General features: G+C 60.7%; 16 protein-coding genes. 13 read left to right on the forward strand and 3 right to left on the reverse strand.

Translation table 11 applies throughout. The features are described 5' to 3' along the window. The first annotated feature begins 138 nt into the window (after positions 1–138). The 12 genes from ACYVIT_RS14140 to treY all read left to right on the forward strand — a co-directional run bounded on the left by ACYVIT_RS14140 (position 139) and on the right by treY (position 12,491). Positions 139–1,110: a Bug family tripartite tricarboxylate transporter substrate binding protein gene (locus ACYVIT_RS14140; protein ID WP_415805191.1), complete on the forward strand. Its 972-nt coding sequence runs from the start codon at positions 139–141 to the stop codon at positions 1,108–1,110. A 27-nt stretch (positions 1,111–1,137) separates the two neighbouring features. Beyond that, on the forward strand, positions 1,138–1,536 hold the full coding sequence (locus ACYVIT_RS14145) for a RidA family protein (protein WP_415805192.1): 399 nt from the start codon (positions 1,138–1,140) through the stop codon (positions 1,534–1,536). Then, on the forward strand, positions 1,533–2,408 hold the full coding sequence (locus ACYVIT_RS14150) for an amidohydrolase family protein (RefSeq protein WP_415805193.1): 876 nt from the start codon (positions 1,533–1,535) through the stop codon (positions 2,406–2,408). Before ACYVIT_RS14145 ends, ACYVIT_RS14150 begins: the two co-directional genes overlap by 4 nt. Further along, complete coding sequence (locus ACYVIT_RS14155; RefSeq protein ID WP_415805194.1) at positions 2,405–3,271, forward strand: fumarylacetoacetate hydrolase family protein; 867 nt, start codon at positions 2,405–2,407, stop codon at positions 3,269–3,271. The genes ACYVIT_RS14150 and ACYVIT_RS14155 overlap by 4 nt, the downstream gene beginning before the upstream one ends. 9 nt (positions 3,272–3,280) lie before the next feature. Next, positions 3,281–4,063, forward strand: coding sequence for a 2-oxo-hept-4-ene-1,7-dioate hydratase (hpaH, locus tag ACYVIT_RS14160; protein ID WP_415805195.1), 783 nt, complete (start codon positions 3,281–3,283; stop codon positions 4,061–4,063). Positions 4,064–4,207: 144 nt separating this feature from the next. Continuing rightward, positions 4,208–4,858, forward strand: a complete 651-nt coding sequence (locus tag ACYVIT_RS14165; RefSeq protein ID WP_415805196.1) for a LysE family translocator — start codon at positions 4,208–4,210, stop codon at positions 4,856–4,858. Between the two features lie 170 nt (positions 4,859–5,028). Further along, complete coding sequence (locus tag ACYVIT_RS14170) at positions 5,029–5,799, forward strand: endonuclease/exonuclease/phosphatase family protein (protein ID WP_415805197.1); 771 nt, start codon at positions 5,029–5,031, stop codon at positions 5,797–5,799. Next, positions 5,796–6,992, forward strand: a complete 1,197-nt coding sequence (clsB, locus tag ACYVIT_RS14175; protein WP_460478211.1) for a cardiolipin synthase B — start codon at positions 5,796–5,798, stop codon at positions 6,990–6,992. The genes ACYVIT_RS14170 and clsB overlap by 4 nt, the downstream gene beginning before the upstream one ends. A gap of 8 nt (positions 6,993–7,000) precedes the next feature. Then, positions 7,001–7,996, forward strand: a complete 996-nt coding sequence (locus ACYVIT_RS14180) for a lysylphosphatidylglycerol synthase domain-containing protein (protein ID WP_415805199.1) — start codon at positions 7,001–7,003, stop codon at positions 7,994–7,996. 31 nt (positions 7,997–8,027) lie between these two features. Further along, on the forward strand, positions 8,028–9,149 hold the full coding sequence (locus ACYVIT_RS14185; protein WP_415805200.1) for a DUF3182 family protein: 1,122 nt from the start codon (positions 8,028–8,030) through the stop codon (positions 9,147–9,149). Next, positions 9,136–9,903, forward strand: a complete 768-nt coding sequence (locus tag ACYVIT_RS14190) for an alpha/beta hydrolase family protein (RefSeq protein WP_415805278.1) — start codon at positions 9,136–9,138, stop codon at positions 9,901–9,903. The genes ACYVIT_RS14185 and ACYVIT_RS14190 overlap by 14 nt, the downstream gene beginning before the upstream one ends. A gap of 41 nt (positions 9,904–9,944) precedes the next feature. Continuing rightward, on the forward strand, positions 9,945–12,491 hold the full coding sequence (treY, locus tag ACYVIT_RS14195) for a malto-oligosyltrehalose synthase (RefSeq protein WP_415805201.1): 2,547 nt from the start codon (positions 9,945–9,947) through the stop codon (positions 12,489–12,491). A gap of 9 nt (positions 12,492–12,500) precedes the next feature. Here the strand turns inward: treY and ACYVIT_RS14200 are convergent, their stop codons facing one another. Continuing rightward, complete coding sequence (locus ACYVIT_RS14200; protein ID WP_094837876.1) at positions 12,501–12,653, reverse strand: DUF3309 family protein; 153 nt, start codon at positions 12,651–12,653, stop codon at positions 12,501–12,503. A gap of 159 nt (positions 12,654–12,812) precedes the next feature. Here ACYVIT_RS14200 and ACYVIT_RS14205 point away from each other — a divergent pair, with 159 nt between their 5' ends. Beyond that, the gene (locus ACYVIT_RS14205; protein WP_415805202.1) at positions 12,813–13,802 is read left to right on the forward strand and encodes an SDR family oxidoreductase; all 990 of its coding nucleotides are present in this window, start codon (positions 12,813–12,815) and stop codon (positions 13,800–13,802) included. A 108-nt stretch (positions 13,803–13,910) separates the two neighbouring features. Here the strand turns inward: ACYVIT_RS14205 and ACYVIT_RS14210 are convergent, their stop codons facing one another. Both ACYVIT_RS14210 and ACYVIT_RS14215 read right to left on the reverse strand, forming a co-directional pair. Further along, entirely contained in the window at positions 13,911–15,215 is a 1,305-nt protein-coding gene (locus tag ACYVIT_RS14210) for an NTP/NDP exchange transporter (protein ID WP_415805203.1), read from the reverse strand. A 26-nt stretch (positions 15,216–15,241) separates the two neighbouring features. Continuing rightward, on the reverse strand, positions 15,242–16,150 hold the full coding sequence (locus tag ACYVIT_RS14215; RefSeq protein WP_415805204.1) for an aldo/keto reductase: 909 nt from the start codon (positions 16,148–16,150) through the stop codon (positions 15,242–15,244). Between the last annotated feature and the right edge of the window lie 54 nt (positions 16,151–16,204).

Here is a 16,204-nt window from a genome sequence, read left to right on the forward strand (position 1 = left end):
TCGTAATGCGGCTCCAGCAGATTTCTGATTAAGTCCAATATTCGGACTTTTTATGAATTTCTCCATTGTCGGTTCTGGCTCAAGTTTTTAGAGTTTCAACACAACAAAAACACAGCAGAAACAAACCAGGAGACCGACATGCATTTCCCTTCCGTCCTGCGTGCTTGCGCAGCGATCGCGCTCAGCGCCTACGCTTCGCTCGGCATCGCGGCATGGCCTGACAAGCCTATCAAGATCGTGGTCCCGTATCCGCCGGGCGGAAATGTAGACGTTGCCGCGCGCCTCATCGCGCCGGGATTGCAAGCCGAGTTGGGCCAGCCGTTCATCGTCGACAACAAGCCCGGTGCGGGCGGCATGATCGCCGGCGAGCAAGTTGCTCGCGCCGATCCGGATGGCTACACCTTGTTCATGGCGGCGAACGGTCCCCTGCTGTTCAGTCCGTTGATTTTCAAGCGCCAGGCTTACAAATGGGACCGTGATTTCGAACCTATCAGTTCGATCTCGTACACGCCGCTGGTATTGCAAGTGAATCCGAAATTGCCGGTGAAGACGGTGGGCGATCTGATCGCGATGGCAAAGCAGGATCCCAACAAACTCACCATGGCCTCACCCGGCGCTGGCACGACAAATCATCTGGTGAGCGAACTGCTGCAGTCGCTCACCGGCGCGCATTGGACGACGGCCCACTACAAAGGCAATGCGCCCGCCACGACCGATCTGATAGGCGGCCAAGTGGATTTCAATTTTGATCAGATTTCGGTCGCCTTGCCATACGTCAAAGAAGGCCGTCTGCGCGCCTTGGCTGTCACGACGGCTGAGCGCGTGCCGTCGATGCCGGACGTGCCCACCTTTGCCGAAGCCGGGATTTCCGGTATGGAGGCGGCGACATTCACGGGATTGCTGGCCCCGAAAGGCACGCCATCCGACATTCTGAATCGTCTCAGCGCTGCGTTGACCAAGGTTCTGGCCGATCCCGCCATCATTCAACGCTTTGACGATCTCGGCGCGCAAGCGGGCGCGAGCACGCCAGAGGCGTTCACAAAATACCTGGCCGCCGAAGATGCGCGCTGGACCCCGATCATCGAACGCGCGGGTATCACCGCGAACTAATCCTCACATCGATTTCTGGATCCCTCCATGACACGACGCAGTATCTACGCCGACGGTTTTAGCCATAAGAATCCCATTCCTGCTGCCAGCCGCATCAGCAATATGCTCTATTCAGGCAGCATCCAGGGCACCGATCCGGCCACCGGCGACTATGGCGACACGATCGAGCGCCAATGCGAATTGATGTTCGACCATGTGCGCCGCATCGTCCAAGCCGGTGGCGGCTCGCTCGCCGACATTATCAAGATGACCGTCTGGATGCGGGACCGCAGCCAACGTGCGGCATTGAACGCAGTGTGGCTGCGTGATTTTCCTGATCCACAAAACCGGCCCGCCCGTCACACGATGCAGGCCAACCTGGACGGCGACAAGCTGATCGAATGCGACTTCATTGCGGTGCTGACTGACAAAGAGGCTACACGTTGAGCTCAACATACCAGGTCTTTCATCCGTCTCCCACTGCGCCGAAGACCTCGCTGCCACGCGGCGCGTGCGATAGTCAATTCCATGTATTCGGCCCGGCCGAGCGCTATCCCGTACGCGCTGGCGCCGCCTACGAGATGCCCAGCGCCACGATCGACGTGGCACTACGTTTGCATAAATTGCTGGGCATTGAACGCGGCGTCATCGTTCAAGCCACCACGTATGGTGCCGATCATCAGGTCGTACTCGATGGCCTGGCTGCTGCCGGCCCGAATTATCGAGGCTGCGCCAACGCTGCTGTTCTGGCAGAACGCGATGATGCTTATATTGCCCAACTGCACGATGCCGGCGTACGAGGTGCACGTTTCAGCCGTCAGGGCCTGGGCATCAGCATGGCGCCTGCGGCATTCGACCGTGCTATTGCGCGCATCCGCGAACTGGGCTGGTACGCCAAGTTCCAGCCTGAACCTGATGGCATGATGGCGCAAGTCCAGCAGTTCGAAAACCTGGATATCCCCGTACTGCTGGACCACATGGGACGCGCCGATCCGACTGCCGGCGCCAACGACCCGACGTTGCGCAAGCTGCAGGAACTGCTGTCGCGCGGCAATTTCTGGGTCATGCTGTCACTCACCGAAAAACTGTCCAGAACGGGCTATCCCTGGGATGACGTGCTGCCGCTGGCTCACGCGCTCATCGCCACCAATTCTGACCGCATCGTATGGGGCAGCGACTGGCCTCACCCCGTTTCGGTCAAGGCCACTCCTGACGAGGGGCAGTTGGTGGATCAACTCGCCCGCTATGCCGGCGATGCCGCCATGCTGCAAAAAATCCTGGTCGATAATCCTGCCCGCTTATTTGGATTCAATCAATGAAACTGCTTTCGTACGAACATCAAGGACGTATCGGCTTTGGCGCATTGCGTGACGGCGAGCACATCGTGGCGCTGGATGACCTGGGCTATGACAGCCTGAAAGACGTATTGAGTGCTCGAGCCTTGCCCATACTGCAACGGCTGGCCGCTGAGCGAACCGCGAGCTTGCGCCTGAATCAGGTCCGAATATTGCCGCCCATCGTCGCGCCAGAGAAAATCATCTGTGTCGGCGTCAACTACGGCAATCGCAACGAAGAATATAAAGACGGCAGCGCGCCACCCGCCTATCCCAGCGTATTTCCGCGATTCCCGGGGTCCTTTGTCGGACATGGCCAACCGTTGCTGCGCCCGCCAGAGTCCGAGCAGCTCGATTACGAAGGAGAAATCGCGCTGATCATAGGCAAAGCAGGCCGTCGCATATCGGCCGACAATGCCTGGGATCACGTTGCCGCCTTGACCTGCCTGAACGAAGGCACCGTACGCGACTGGCTGAAACACGGCAAATTCAACGTCACCCAGGGCAAGAACTTCGACGCCAGCGGGTCAATGGGTCCCTGGATGGTGACAGCCGATGAATTCGATCCGCACGCGCCCCTCGAAGTCCGTACGCGCGTCAATGGCGAACTGCGCCAGCAAGACCGCACCGACAATCTGATGTTCCCCTTTGCCGAGTTGATTCGTTATATCTCGATCTGGACCACCCTGAAACCAGGCGACGTCATCTCTACCGGGACGCCTATCGGTGCGGGCGTGAGGTTTACTCCCCCGCGATTCCTGAAGCCCGGCGACGTGGTAGAGGTTGAAGTCTCAGGCATAGGCGTGCTGTCGAATCCGGTAGCCGACGAATTGATCTCTCATCCTTAAGGAATCCTCATGCTCAACGCAACCGATCGCGAGCGCGCCGCCACACTGCTGATAGAGGCTGAACGCAGCGGCGTCCCCTGCCAGCAGCTAGATCGCCTTTTTCCCGATATCGACATCGCGGATTCCTACGCAATCCAGAAAAGAATCATCGATGACAAGCTCAGCCGTGGCGCAGTCCTGCGGGGACATAAAATCGGCCTGACATCCAAAGCCATGCAAAGTACGGTAGGCATCAACGAGCCGGACTATGGTCATTTGCTCGACACCATGTTCTATCAAGACGGTGAAACCATTCCGACCGATACGCTAATCGTCCCCCGCGTCGAAATGGAACTGGCCTTTGTGCTGGGCAAGCCCTTGACCGGCCCGAATGTCAGCTTGTTTGACGTACTGGACGCCACGGACTATGTCGTGCCCGCCTTGGAACTCATTGACGGCCGCAGCCAGTATCCCCGCCGCATTGTCGACAACATCGCCGATAACGCAGCCTGCGCCGGGATTGTGCTGGGGGGCAGCCCTGTCAAACCCCTCGATGTCGATCTGCGTTGGGTAGCGGGGCTGCTGTTCAAAAACGGCGTCATCGAAGAGTCCGGCGTGTCCGCTGCCGTACTGGGCCATCCCGGCCTGGCCGTCGCCTGGCTCGCCAACAAATTGGCGCAACACGACACCGGCCTACAAGCTGGTCACATTGTGCTCGCCGGTTCATTCACGCGTACCGTCGCGGTCGCACGCGGTGATACGCTGCATGCCGATTACGGCCCTTTGGGCAGCATTTCCGTGCATTTCTCATAAAGGGTCGCCGACATATCGCCCCGGAGAACGTCCGGCCGTCGCGGGCGCGCCACGATGCCGGTGCGGCATTGCCATGAACCGACCAAGCCATTGCACGATGGCGCATAATAGCTGGTCCCCATCCAGCGCCGTAGCCCCGCCGTCATGCCCACCCTGCACGTGTTCCTGCTGTATCTGGCCGCCGATCTGGCGCTCAAACTCACTCCGGGCCCGGACATGGCGCTGACGCTCACTCGAGGGATGACACAAGGGTTTCGCACGGCATGGATCAGTGTGCTGGGAACCTGGTCGGCAGGCTTTGTGCAGGTGCCGCTCGTCGTGCTGGGCTTGGCGGCGATTTTTCAGGAATCTCAGACCCTGTTTGCCGCGGTCAAGATTCTGGGCGCGATTTATCTGATCTATCTAGGCATTCGTGCGTTGCGCCGCTGTGCTCGAGCCACTGCCACCAGCCTTACCGCCCAGCCCGGCAGCGCCCGGGACGCCTATTGGCAGGGGTTCATGACCAACTTGCTCAATCCAAAGGTGTTCATCTTCATGATCGCCTTTTTGCCGCAGTTTACCGATCCGGCGCGCGGCCCGGTATGGGTACAGATGCTGGTCCTGGGCGTGTTTTCCAAAATGCTGGGGCTGGTGACGGGCGCCATTTACGCCTATGGCGCCTCACGGATCCGGGGCTGGTTGACCCGCAATGCGTGGTTTATGCGCCTGCAGGATGGCCTGTTGGGCTCTGCCATGTTGGGCATTGCCGGATGGCTGATATTTAACCGGGACCCGATCAGCGCGCCGTCCCGCTAACGGAAGGACTTCGCTGAGTATGCCGGCGCCCTCGCGGCGTACTTACAATAGTATGAAGTCGACACAAACGCATCCAAAAAAAGAAATAAACGTTCGATCGACCACATCAACCTGACTCCCTGGGCATGCCGCTTGCAGTATGGCCACATCTACCAGGCTAGGGAGGCAGCATGCAATCACAGCGCGACAGTGGCAGTCGCTTCGCCCTCAGGTTGCTGACCGTCAATACGCACAAGGGGTTTACCAGTTTCAATCGCCGTTTCATGCTGCACGATCTGCGTGAGGCGTTGCGTTCCGCGGCACCCGACATTGTCTTTCTGCAAGAAGTCGTCGGGGCGCATCAGGGGCATGCCGAGCGGTTTCCCGATTGGCCGGTACTGTCGCAGTACGAATACCTGGCCGACACGCTATGGTCCGATTATGCCTATGGACGCAATGCCGTCTACCCGGACGGCCATCATGGCAATGCGATCTTGTCGCGCTATCCCATCGCTACCTATACCAACCACGATGTCAGCATTTCCGGCCCTGAGCCGCGCGGGTTGCTGCACTGCGTGTTGCGTCCGCCGGAGCTGGCGCAACCGCTACATGCGGTGTGTGTGCATCTGGGCCTGCGCGAGCGTCACCGGCAGCGCCAACTGCGTTTGCTGTGCGAGCTGGCCCAACGCCAGATTCCCACGGATGAGCCGCTGCTGATTGCGGGCGACTTCAATGATTGGCGATTGCGCGCCGACCGGATCATGGCCGGCTGCGATGCCCAAGAGGTATTTACGCGGCACTACGGCAGGCCTGCGCGCTCGTATCCCGCGGTATGCCCGATCCTGCGCCTGGACAGGATCTATGTACGGGGCGTACACACTTCGCGCCCCGAACCACAAACCTCGCGCGTGTGGGCAGGCCTATCCGACCATGTGCCGTTGACCGCAGAGATCTCGCTATGAGCACGGGCTGGCATACAGGGAATCATTTTGAACTGCTCGAGAACGGCAATGCCTTTTTCCCTGCCGTCGAGGCAGCCATCGCGCGAGCGGGCAAAGAGGTCCTGCTGGAGACATTCATTCTGTTTGACGACCCGGTGGGAAGGTCATTGCAGCAGGCGCTTATCCAGGCTGCACAACGCGGTGTCGCGGTCGTACTGACGCTGGACGGCTATGGTTCTGATCCGCTGGAGCCCGCCTTTCTTGCCGAGTTGGCCACTGCCGGGGTGCGTGTGCATATATTCGATCCCAAGCCGCGCCTGTTCGGGATGCGGTTCCATATGTTCCGGCGCCTGCATCGCAAGCTCATCGTCGTGGATAACGAGTTGGCATTCGTCGGCGGCATTAATTTTTCGGAAGACCACCTGACCGAATATGGCGACCAGGCCAAACAGGACTACGCAGTCAGCGTGCGCGGTCCGCTGTGCGGCGACATTGCTGCCTATATGCGTGCGGCAGTGCAGGCTGCGCCCGGTAGATTGCCGGTGTCAGACCCTGCCCCGGTGCCCGACGAAGACGGAACGGGCAAGCTGGTGGTACGCGACAATGCGCGGCATCAGCAGGACATCGAGCGCCTGTATCGCGCCAGCCTGCGCTCGGCCCGCGAGGACGTATTGATCGCCAATGCGTACTTCTTTCCCGGATACCGCTTGCTGCACGACCTGGCAGGCGCTGCGCGGCGCGGCGTGCGCGTACGCCTGATATTGCAGGGCGAGCCGGATATGCGTATCGCCCGGCTCGCCGCCACGATGCTGTATGACTATCTCATCGATGCCGGCGTGGAGATCTACGAGTATTGCCGCCGCCCTCTGCATGGCAAAGTCGCGTGCTTCGACCAGGACTGGAGCACCGTGGGCTCGAGCAATCTGGATCCGTTCAGCCTGGCCCTGAACCTGGAGGCCAACGTGCTCATGCGGGACCGTGCCTTGAACCGCGCATTGCGCGAGCGTCTGGAACGCCTGCTGCAAGAGGACTGCGAGCGCATACCCCGCTCGTCGATCGGCACACGCCGTCTGCGGCGGCTGTGGGCCGGGGTGGTGGTGTTCCACGTATTACGGCGTTTTCCTAACTGGGTGGGGAGCCTGCCCGCCCATAAGCCTCGCCTGCAGCGCATAGCGGCAGAACCTGCTGACTGCCAGCAGCCGGCGGGAGAATGAGGATCTCCATGGACACATTCCGAATACGTACGACAAGGCGGCGCTGGACTCGGATCAGTCCCCGGGCTCGACGTTCTCTGGGCAGGTGGCTGGCCGTGCTGGTCCTGGCGGTCGTGGCGGGCATGCTGTATTACCTGGCTCGCGACGTGGACTGGCCCGGTGTGTGGAAGGCCGTGCGCGCCCTTCCCCGGCCCACAATCGCGTTGGCGATCGCCGTCGCACTAAGCGGCTATATCGCGTATTCGCTCATGGACGTCCTGGGCCGCCGCTACATCGGTCACAAACTGCCGTTGTTCAGCGTCGCAGGGATCGCCATGCTCAGTTATGCCCTCAACCTGAACCTGGGCATGCTGCTCGGCGGCTTCGCAACGCGCTTGCGGCTTTATCTGCGCATGGGCTGCCGCAAGTCGGTGCCGACGCGCGTGGCGCTGTTCTCCGCCCTATCGAACTGGATCGGATTTGGCTGGGTGGCCGGCGCCTTCTTCGTCAGCGGCGCCGTCCCTCTGCCACAGACCATCGCCTGGGGAGAGGATGGATTGAGAGTGGTCGGCGTCGCGCTGCTGGCGCTTTCAGGTGCATATGTTCTGGCTTGTCTGAAATACCCGGGACGGACGTGGATGGTGCGCAGGTGGCGTATCGTGTTGCCCGGTGCACGGATGGCGCTCGCGCAGAGCCTCAGCGCCATACTGTCCTGGGGCCTGATGGGCCTGGTGCTTTATGTTGTGCTGCAGGGACGCGTGCCCTATGCAGCGGCATTAGGGGTGCTGTTGTATGCCAGCGTCGCGGCATTGGTGGTGCGGGTACCGGGCGGACTGGGCACCACTGAGGCCATTACCGTCGCTGCACTGGGGAAGTATCTCCCTCCCGTGGATATCCTGGGCGCGGTATTAATTTATCGGGCCGTCTATTTCCTCTTGCCTCTGGCGTTGGCATTGCTGGCGTTCGGTGTCGTCGAGGCCAAATGGTCCATCCGGCGCCGCGAATCCCGGCCGACACCGCAATGAGGCCAGGCATGGCGCTTGCTGCAGGTGCGCCATGACACACTCTTCCCGATTCTCTCCGGCCGGCGTGATGGCCTATCCCCGCGACAGCAATGCATCGCAGCATGAACTCGCCACGCAGTTATGCCTGACGCGCAAACTCGCCGAATTGCTGCAATGCCAGGTGCTGGAGCCGTACCAGGGCGATAGCGCCCGGCCTGGGGCGGCGCCTTATTACGTTCCTGATCAAACGCTGATCACCCCGGTGCACGCGCAGAAACTGGGCATCAGCGACGAAACGCGGTTTTTCGGAGGCATGGTGCCGTACGATTTCGTAGCCAGTAAAGCGATTACGCACGGTCTATGGCGCCAGCGTAGCGCGGCCCCAGAGGGCTGGTCCCACTTCCTGGCAGAGCGCCTGGGGGACGCCGTACTCAGTGGCTACACCGCGTTTTCTGCCGAGGACGCAAGACAAGCCGGCACCGCGTTACTGCGCCACGGACCGATACGTATCAAGCCCGTATACGCCAACGCCGGACGGGGCCAGCGCGTGGTCCAGGACGTTGATGAACTGGAAAGCGCCATCGCCGAAATGAAGGAAATCACGCGAGGCGTCGTACTGGAAGAGAACCTGGCTGAAGTCGAGACCTACAGCGTAGGATGGTGTCGCGTCGGCGGCTATACGTTGTCGTATGTGGGCACCCAAGGACTGACCCAGGACAATAACGGCCAGGACGTTTATGGCGGATCGATCCTGCGCTGCATCCTCGATGAGCCGGCTGCCCTCACATCGCTGGACATGACGCAGAACGAACGTCACGCCGTCAATCTGGCGATGCGCTATGACGCTGCAGTGAGCCAGGCGTACCCATCCCTGATCGCGTCCCGCCGCAATTACGACATTGCGCTCGGACAGTCCATGACCGGGACATGGCGGGCCGGAGTATTGGAACAATCGTGGCGAGCAGGAGGCGCGAGCATCGCCGAGGCATCCGCCCTACTCCATTTGGCGCATCACCCTGATTGCCGCGAAATCAGTGCCTATACGCAAGAGCGTTACGGACCCGCATCCGAGCAGCCCGACCCCGGCGATCTCGTGTTCCACGGGCAAGACAGCCAAGTGGGATGGTTGACAAAGACAGGTGGCATAGTGAGGGAAAATGATGGTGGCTCATAGCGACGCGATAGACATCAACGTCGCAGATGATGTCCTGGCGGGCACGCTGCTGACGCCCAAGAGCAAAATTCCTGGAATTCTTTTCATACACGGCTGGGGCGGCGATCAAGCCTTCGACCTGAAACGGGCAGCGGGAATAGCCGGCCTGGGTTGCGTCTGCCTGACCTTTGATCTGCGAGGCCATGCCGCGAATGAAACCCAACGCGAACACGTGTCCCGCGACGATAACCTGCACGACGTCATGGCGGCCTATGATCGTCTGGTTGCGCATCCTGCCGTGGAAACCGGTGAAATCGCCGTGGTGGGCAGCAGTTACGGCGCCTACCTGGCATCGATTCTGACCGAATTGCGCAAAGTCCGTTGGCTGGCCTTGCACGTGCCCGCGTTGTATCTCGACGATGAATGGTTCAAGCCCAAGCACCAACTGAATCGGGAAGTATTACGTGCCTATCGTAGTGATTACGTTGCGCCCGAGAGCAATCGTGCGCTGTCGGCATGCACCACATTTCCGGGCGATGTGCTGATCGTGGAATCGGAACAGGATGACTACATCCCGCACTCCACCATCATGAGTTATCGCTCGGCGTTTCGGCGCGCACATTCCATGACTCATCGGATCATCGACGGCGCCGATCATGCGTTGACGCAGAAAACTGCGCAGCGGGCGTACACATCGGTGCTGGTGAACTGGATCACGGAAATGGTCATGGGCGCACGCACCGGCACCACCCCTTCCCTGACAGGTGCGCCGTAAAGGAGAGGCGATATCAGCCGTAGATCAGTATGGAGCCGCCAATGACATTACGCGCCACTGCGCGTCTGCAATTGCATGCCGATTTTCCGTTTGATGCAGCACGCGCACAACTGGATTATTACGCCGATCTGGGCGTCAGCCACCTCTACTTGTCGCCCATCACGCAGGCTCGTCCCGGCTCAATGCATGGCTACGACGTTCTGGATCCCACCCGCGTCAGCGCCGACCTGGGTGGAGAACAGGCGCTCGAACGGCTGGTCGCTGCCGTCAAGGCACGCGGAATGGGATTGCTGCTGGATATCGTGCCGAATCACATGGCCGCCGATGCGCGCAACCCATGGTGGCGCGATGTCCTGCGGCATGGCCGCGCCAGTGCCTATGCGGATTACTTCGATATCGATTGGGAGATGCACGCAGGAAAAATCCTGCTGCCCATTCTCGGTCAGCCCTATGGTTCTGCCTTGTGCAAGGGGGATATCCAATTGGGCAAACAACACGGCGAACCGGTGGTGTTGGCCGGCGGTCAGGCCCTGCCCATATCGGGCCCGTCGGTCTTGGCTGCACTGGCCAGTTACACCGACGCACCGGATCATGCGGAACGCAAAGCCGCCCTGCATGCGCTGCTGGAACAACAATGTTATTGCCTGGCGTGGTGGCGCTCGGCAACGAACCAACTGAATTGGCGCCGCTTTTTTGATATCAACGATCTGGTGGGCCTGCGGGTCGAAGACCCTTCAGTGTTCGAGGCGGCGCACATGCTGCCTCTGGCGTTGTATCGCAAGGGCTGGATAGACGGACTGCGCATTGATCATGTAGACGGATTGGCGGAACCCGGCGCCTATTTGCGCCGGCTGCGCACGGCTATGCGGGAGGCCGATCCGGCACGTACGCCATATATCGTGGTCGAAAAAATTCTGGCTCCGCAAGAGGCGCTCGACCGGCGTTGGCCTGTCGACGGCACCACTGGCTATGATTTCATGGATGATGTGAGCGCGTTGTTGCATGCCCCGTCCGCGCGCCGCCCACTATTGGCCTGCTGGTATGGGCAGGGTGGCGATTCGACGGGATTGAAACACCAGCTGCACAACATCCGTGCGCAACTGCTGGACCGGCGTCTGGCGCATGAACGGCACGGATTACTGAAGGCATGGTCACAACTCACGTCGCATAAAGCCGAGGACCAGGCATCCTGGGATCGTGTGCTCGGTGCGTGGATGACGGCATTCCCGGTCTATCGCAGTTATGCCGAGGATGGCGGTCCATCCGCTGCGGATCGGACCCATTGGGACGAAGCCACCCGTTCTGCGCGCACCATGCTGGCCGACTCGGACAGCGCGCGCCTGGATGAATTACTGCGTAACCTCTATGCGCCCTCAGGGCCTGAGGGCCTCAGTGCGCTGAAACGGCTGCAGCAAGTCACCCCGCCGTTAGCGGCGAAATCGCTGGAAGACACTCTCCATTACCGTCAAGGCACTTTGCTATCCCGTAACGAGGTAGGCGCCTGGCCGCAGCGATTTGCGCTGGGGCCACAGGGCTTTCATGCCCGCAATCAGTGGCGCTGCCGGCATGTACCGCATTCTCTGCTGGCTACGGCGACCCATGATCATAAACGTGGCGAAGACACTCGGGCGCGCCTGGCCACGTTGACGGAGATGCCGTCGGAATGGGCGGAAATGGCGGCAGAGTGGCTGGCCTTGCTTCCGGCCAGCTCATTCAGCGACCCCGACCGCTACATCCTGCTGCAAGCATTGCTCGGCTCATGGCCTGCGGACTGGCCCGCCGACATCGATACGCTGGACCCATTGCTCATACGCGAATGGCTGGCGCGCATCGGCGCATGGCAGCGCAAAGCACTGTGCGAGGCGGGGCTGCACAGTTCATGGTCAGATCCCGACGAGCATTATGAAGCTGCCGCGCAGGCTTGCATCGATATCCTGGACCCAAGCGGCCATGATCGCCAGCCACTGCGCAAGCTGGCAGCCTTGGCGCAATCGCTGATCGAACCGGGGCATATCAATAGCCTGGCTCAAGCCTTGCTACGCAATACGTGCCCCGGTGTGCCAGACCTGTACCAGGGCACCGAGCTGTGGGATTACAGCCTGGTCGATCCGGATAACCGCCGGCCCGTCGATTACGCGCGTCGCCGTTTTCTGCTGTCCTCCGGAATCATCGCGCGGCCTGAGTCAAAACACTGGCGCAATGGGGCGGTCAAGCAGTCGTTGATCTATGCAGCCCTGCAACTACGAGCGCAGCAGCCGACTCTGTTCGCAGGGTCCTATCGGCCGTTATGTGCAAACGGCCCTCGCGCCGCCCATGTCGTGGCGTTTCTGCGCGGCACGGGCCGGCGAACGGCATTGGTCGCCGTACCGCGATTGTGCGCGCGTCGTATTGCGGGTTATGCGAGAGATGAAGCCGAGGCCGCCAGACAATTCTGGCAAGGTACGACATTACGCGTGCCCTCGTTGGCGGGCCTCGTTTGGAAAGACATGCTGAGCCAGCGTGAACTTCCTTTGAGCACAACAGGCGAAATCGCCCTGGATACGCTATTTCAGGACTGGCCTGTTGCGCTCTGCGCCAGCACGGACTAGCCGGGCCTGCTACAGCCGGCCCGTCAACAGCATGACGATAAGGACGATCAATAGAATGCCCAAGATGCCGCTGGGAAAGTATCCCCAACTGCGGCTATGGGGCCACGCAGGAAAGGCGCCCACCAACAAAAGAATCAGCACAATCAGCAGAATGGTCGACATGACGGCAGTCCTCCTCCGAATTTGCGTCAGGAGCCCCCCTTGGGCCCGTACGGTTTCGTACAGCAATTTGCGTACCCGCCCGTAGCCGGGAATACAAATTGCGAGGCTTTGAGCTTCTGCCGCGCCCCGCCTGGGCGCCCGATAGCCAAGGAGAAACAGATGCCGAACCGTTCTCGCGATCAAGACGCCGACGCCACTGCCCGCCGCCAACGCGAACTGCAACGCGACCAAGATCAACGCGATGCCAAGTCGTCCAAGTCATCCAAGTCGAGCAGCCCGGCCCAGACCGGCGAACGCCGTCAGCCCGAGCCGCCTCAGCCCGCCCAGCATCAGCAGAAACCGGGCCGGGAATCCGATCTGGATCCCGCACCCCGGTATTCCGCACCGGGATATCGAGGCAGCGAAAAGCTCGAGGGTAAAGTCGCGCTGATTACCGGTGCAGACTCCGGTATCGGGCGCGCTGTTGCCGTCCTGTATGCTCGCGAAGGGGCAGACATTGCCGTAGCCTATCTGAACGAAGACGATGACGCCGCCCAGACCAAAAAAGCCGTCGAGGCCGAAGGCGGCCGATGCATCACCATCAGTGGCGATGTGCGCGATCCGGAGTTCTGCCAACAAGCCGTCAATAAAACCGTCCGCGCCTTTGGGCATCTGGACATTCTCGTCAACAACGCAGCCTTTCAGGAACACGCCGAATCGCTGGAGGATATTTCGGACGAGCGCCTGGACGAAACCCTGCGCACCAATATCTACGGCTATTTCTATATGGCCCGAGCTGCGTTGCCTCATCTGCCCGAAGGCGGTTGCATCATCAATACCGGATCGGTTACCGGCCTGCGCGGTAGTCCCCAATTGTTGGACTATTCGGCGACCAAGGGCGCGATCCATTCATTCACCCGCGCGCTCGCAGCCAATCTGGTCAGCCGTGGTATTCGCGTCAATGCGGTCGCGCCTGGGCCCGTCTGGACGCCGTTGAACCCTGCCGACCGGGCAGCGCAGGATGTTCGAAAATTCGGCGAACAGACACAAATGGGCCGTGCCGCTCAGCCGGAGGAGCTGTCGCCCGCGTACGTCTTTCTGGCAGCGCCGTGCTGCTCGAGCTATATCACGGGGATCGTGCTGCCCATAACAGGGACCGCGGGCGATTAGGCGTCGCAGAAGATATGTGTTCTGGAGACGGCAAGTTAACACCAGCGGGAATACGTGTTACTCAGTGACCCAGCCGCCGCCACCCGAGCATCCGCCGGGCTGATGATATCAGCCCGGCTCTTCATGGTTGCCTGCGCCTGGCTCCCGTCGCCGATACTGGCGCGCCAGCCACGCCCCCGTGAAGGCCCAAGCCAATGCAATCATCGCGCCCAAAAGCAGCGCCAAAGACGGCTGGTCCGCTATCAAGTCCACCCCGCGTTTCACCCAGCCACTCACTGCATCGCCGCCGCGATACACCACTGTGTCGTTGAAATTTTTGGCCTTGTATTTCTGTTCCGAAGGCAGCACCGTATAAAGCATCTCGCGGCCTGGGCGCACCAGGGCGTACTCACCGGCACGGCGCACCACCATCACCACGACAAACACGGCAAACACCGGCGACCACGCCAACCACAAAAAGCCCGCTACCAACAACAGCGGCACGCCCGTCAGCAACACTTGCACACCTAGCCGCTGCGCAATCCGGCCCGTGAAAAATACCTGCGTCAGGATGGCCAGGCCCTGCACCACCGCGTCAATCAATCCAAAGACCTGCGTCTGGCGTGTGCGGTCCGGAAAATGTTCGGCCACCATGCGCGCTTGTTCGAAATACATAAAGGTGTTGACGCTGGCCAAGAGCGTCACAAACAAGGCAATGCCCAGCAAATAGCGCGAGCACAATACCTCCGTCACGCCGGCAAAGGGGTTGCCGCCTAGCGGGCGATGACGCTCGATCCGATCATCGGCATCCTCTGCCACGTCGGGATACCGGTCACGCCAACGATGCAGCCACGCCGCGCAGCCTGCGCTGGCGGTCAGAAGCGCGGACGCCAATACCAGCAAACCGCTATGACTCAAGGGCTCGACCAGCAACGCGCCCAGCAATGGCCCTGCGAGTCCGCCCAGACTCGCGCCGCCCGCCATCAACGCGAACAAGCGGCGTGCCTGTTCGCCGGCAAACACGTCGGCCAGCACGCTCCAGGCGAGTGAAATCGCCATCAGGTTGAACACCGACAACCAGATATAGAACACGCGCCCGGTCCATACGATGTCGGCCTGCAGCCACCACACTACGGCAAACGCCAGCAGGTTCACGACAAAAAACCCATATACCCAGGACAGAATATGCCGCCGTGGCGCACGCGAAGCTACCCAACCGAACAGCGGCATGGCGATCAACGTGACCACAAATGTTCCGGTGAACAACCACTGCAGGTTGTCGACACCGCCAGCCACGCCCATGGTCTCGCGCACAGGCCTGAGCATGAAATACGCGCAGAACAACAGAAAAAACATGCCCACGCCTGCGGCCACCGCAGCGCCCTCTCCGTCGCGCAGGTTCAGCAGGCGAATCAGACTCGCTTTTATGGGCATAGGCCTGGATGTCACGTCACGCGCTATCAGGCGAACATCGACTGCAACGATCGACGTTGTTCTGCCGTCAATGGCGGCCCATATCCTGCCTTCAGGTTATCGCTCTGCCGATCGGGCCGGCTGGTTGCCGGGATCACCGCGGTCACGGCGGGCGGACTGATCGCAAATCTCAAAAAGGCCTGTGCCCATGATGTGATGCCCGCCTCTGCCGTCCAACCAGGCAGCGCCTTGCCAGCCACCTCGCGAAACAATCGGCCATCCTCAAAGGCACGATTGATCAATACGGCGATGCCGAGGTCTTGCGCCATGGGAAATAAGCGCTTTTCCGCACCCGTCGCGATTACCGAATAATTGATCTGCAGAAAATCGGGCTTGGCGGCCTGCACGGCGTCCGCCAACTCATCGTGCGCTCCCTCATAATAGTGAGTCAGGCCTGAATAGCGGACGGCGCCTTGGGCCTTGAGCTCTTGGATCAACGCCAATTGCGTGCGCCAATCCCGCAGATTATGCACCTGCAGCAGCTCGACCTTGTCTGTTTTCAGACGCCGCAATGATTCCTGAAACTGAGCCTGTCCTGCCTCGCGGCCCGACGCACCGATCTTGGTGCAGAGAAACGCCTTGTCGCGCAGGCCGAGCCCAGCCAGCAAATCACCGATCACGGTTTCCGATTGCCCATAGCTGGGCGCCGTGTCAATCACCGAGGCCCCAGCGGCGAAGAATCGGCGCATCACCTCGCGCAGCGGTGCCCGTTCTTGTTCAGAGTCGCCGACGTTGAAGCTATCCGCCGTTCCCATTCCGATGACTGGCACAGTTTGGCCTGACGAAGGAATGCGCCGTAGGTCCATCGCGGGATCAGCCGCCAGCACCGTGCCAGGGAATTGGGTCCCGGCGCTCAATGCGGACAACCCATATAAAAAGCGGCGGCGTGTGAACATGCGGGCACTCCTTGGGACGGGCTGCGAGAGGCGTTGAACTGCTCTTATAACCGT

This window comes from Bordetella muralis (genome assembly GCF_054781015.1).

Bases quoted from the DNA above. Each gene is read 5' to 3' on its own strand.
- ACYVIT_RS14180 (WP_415805199.1), top strand. From the start codon at position 7,001: ATGGACACATTCCGAATACGTACGACAAGGCGGCGCTGGACTCGGATC.
- ACYVIT_RS14165 (WP_415805196.1), top strand. From the start codon at position 4,208: ATGCCCACCCTGCACGTGTTCCTGCTGTATCTGGCCGCCGATCTGGCG.
- ACYVIT_RS14170 (WP_415805197.1), top strand. From the start codon at position 5,029: ATGCAATCACAGCGCGACAGTGGCAGTCGCTTCGCCCTCAGGTTGCTG.
- ACYVIT_RS14145 (WP_415805192.1), top strand. From the start codon at position 1,138: ATGACACGACGCAGTATCTACGCCGACGGTTTTAGCCATAAGAATCCC.
- hpaH (WP_415805195.1), top strand. From the start codon at position 3,281: ATGCTCAACGCAACCGATCGCGAGCGCGCCGCCACACTGCTGATAGAG.
- ACYVIT_RS14215 (WP_415805204.1), bottom strand. From the start codon at position 16,150: ATGTTCACACGCCGCCGCTTTTTATATGGGTTGTCCGCATTGAGCGCC.
- clsB (WP_460478211.1), top strand. From the start codon at position 5,796: ATGAGCACGGGCTGGCATACAGGGAATCATTTTGAACTGCTCGAGAAC.
- ACYVIT_RS14200 (WP_094837876.1), bottom strand. From the start codon at position 12,653: ATGTCGACCATTCTGCTGATTGTGCTGATTCTTTTGTTGGTGGGCGCC.
- ACYVIT_RS14185 (WP_415805200.1), top strand. From the start codon at position 8,028: ATGACACACTCTTCCCGATTCTCTCCGGCCGGCGTGATGGCCTATCCC.
- ACYVIT_RS14205 (WP_415805202.1), top strand. From the start codon at position 12,813: ATGCCGAACCGTTCTCGCGATCAAGACGCCGACGCCACTGCCCGCCGC.
- ACYVIT_RS14210 (WP_415805203.1), bottom strand. From the start codon at position 15,215: ATGCCCATAAAAGCGAGTCTGATTCGCCTGCTGAACCTGCGCGACGGA.
- ACYVIT_RS14140 (WP_415805191.1), top strand. From the start codon at position 139: ATGCATTTCCCTTCCGTCCTGCGTGCTTGCGCAGCGATCGCGCTCAGC.
- ACYVIT_RS14155 (WP_415805194.1), top strand. From the start codon at position 2,405: ATGAAACTGCTTTCGTACGAACATCAAGGACGTATCGGCTTTGGCGCA.
- treY (WP_415805201.1), top strand. From the start codon at position 9,945: ATGACATTACGCGCCACTGCGCGTCTGCAATTGCATGCCGATTTTCCG.
- ACYVIT_RS14190 (WP_415805278.1), top strand. From the start codon at position 9,136: ATGGTGGCTCATAGCGACGCGATAGACATCAACGTCGCAGATGATGTC.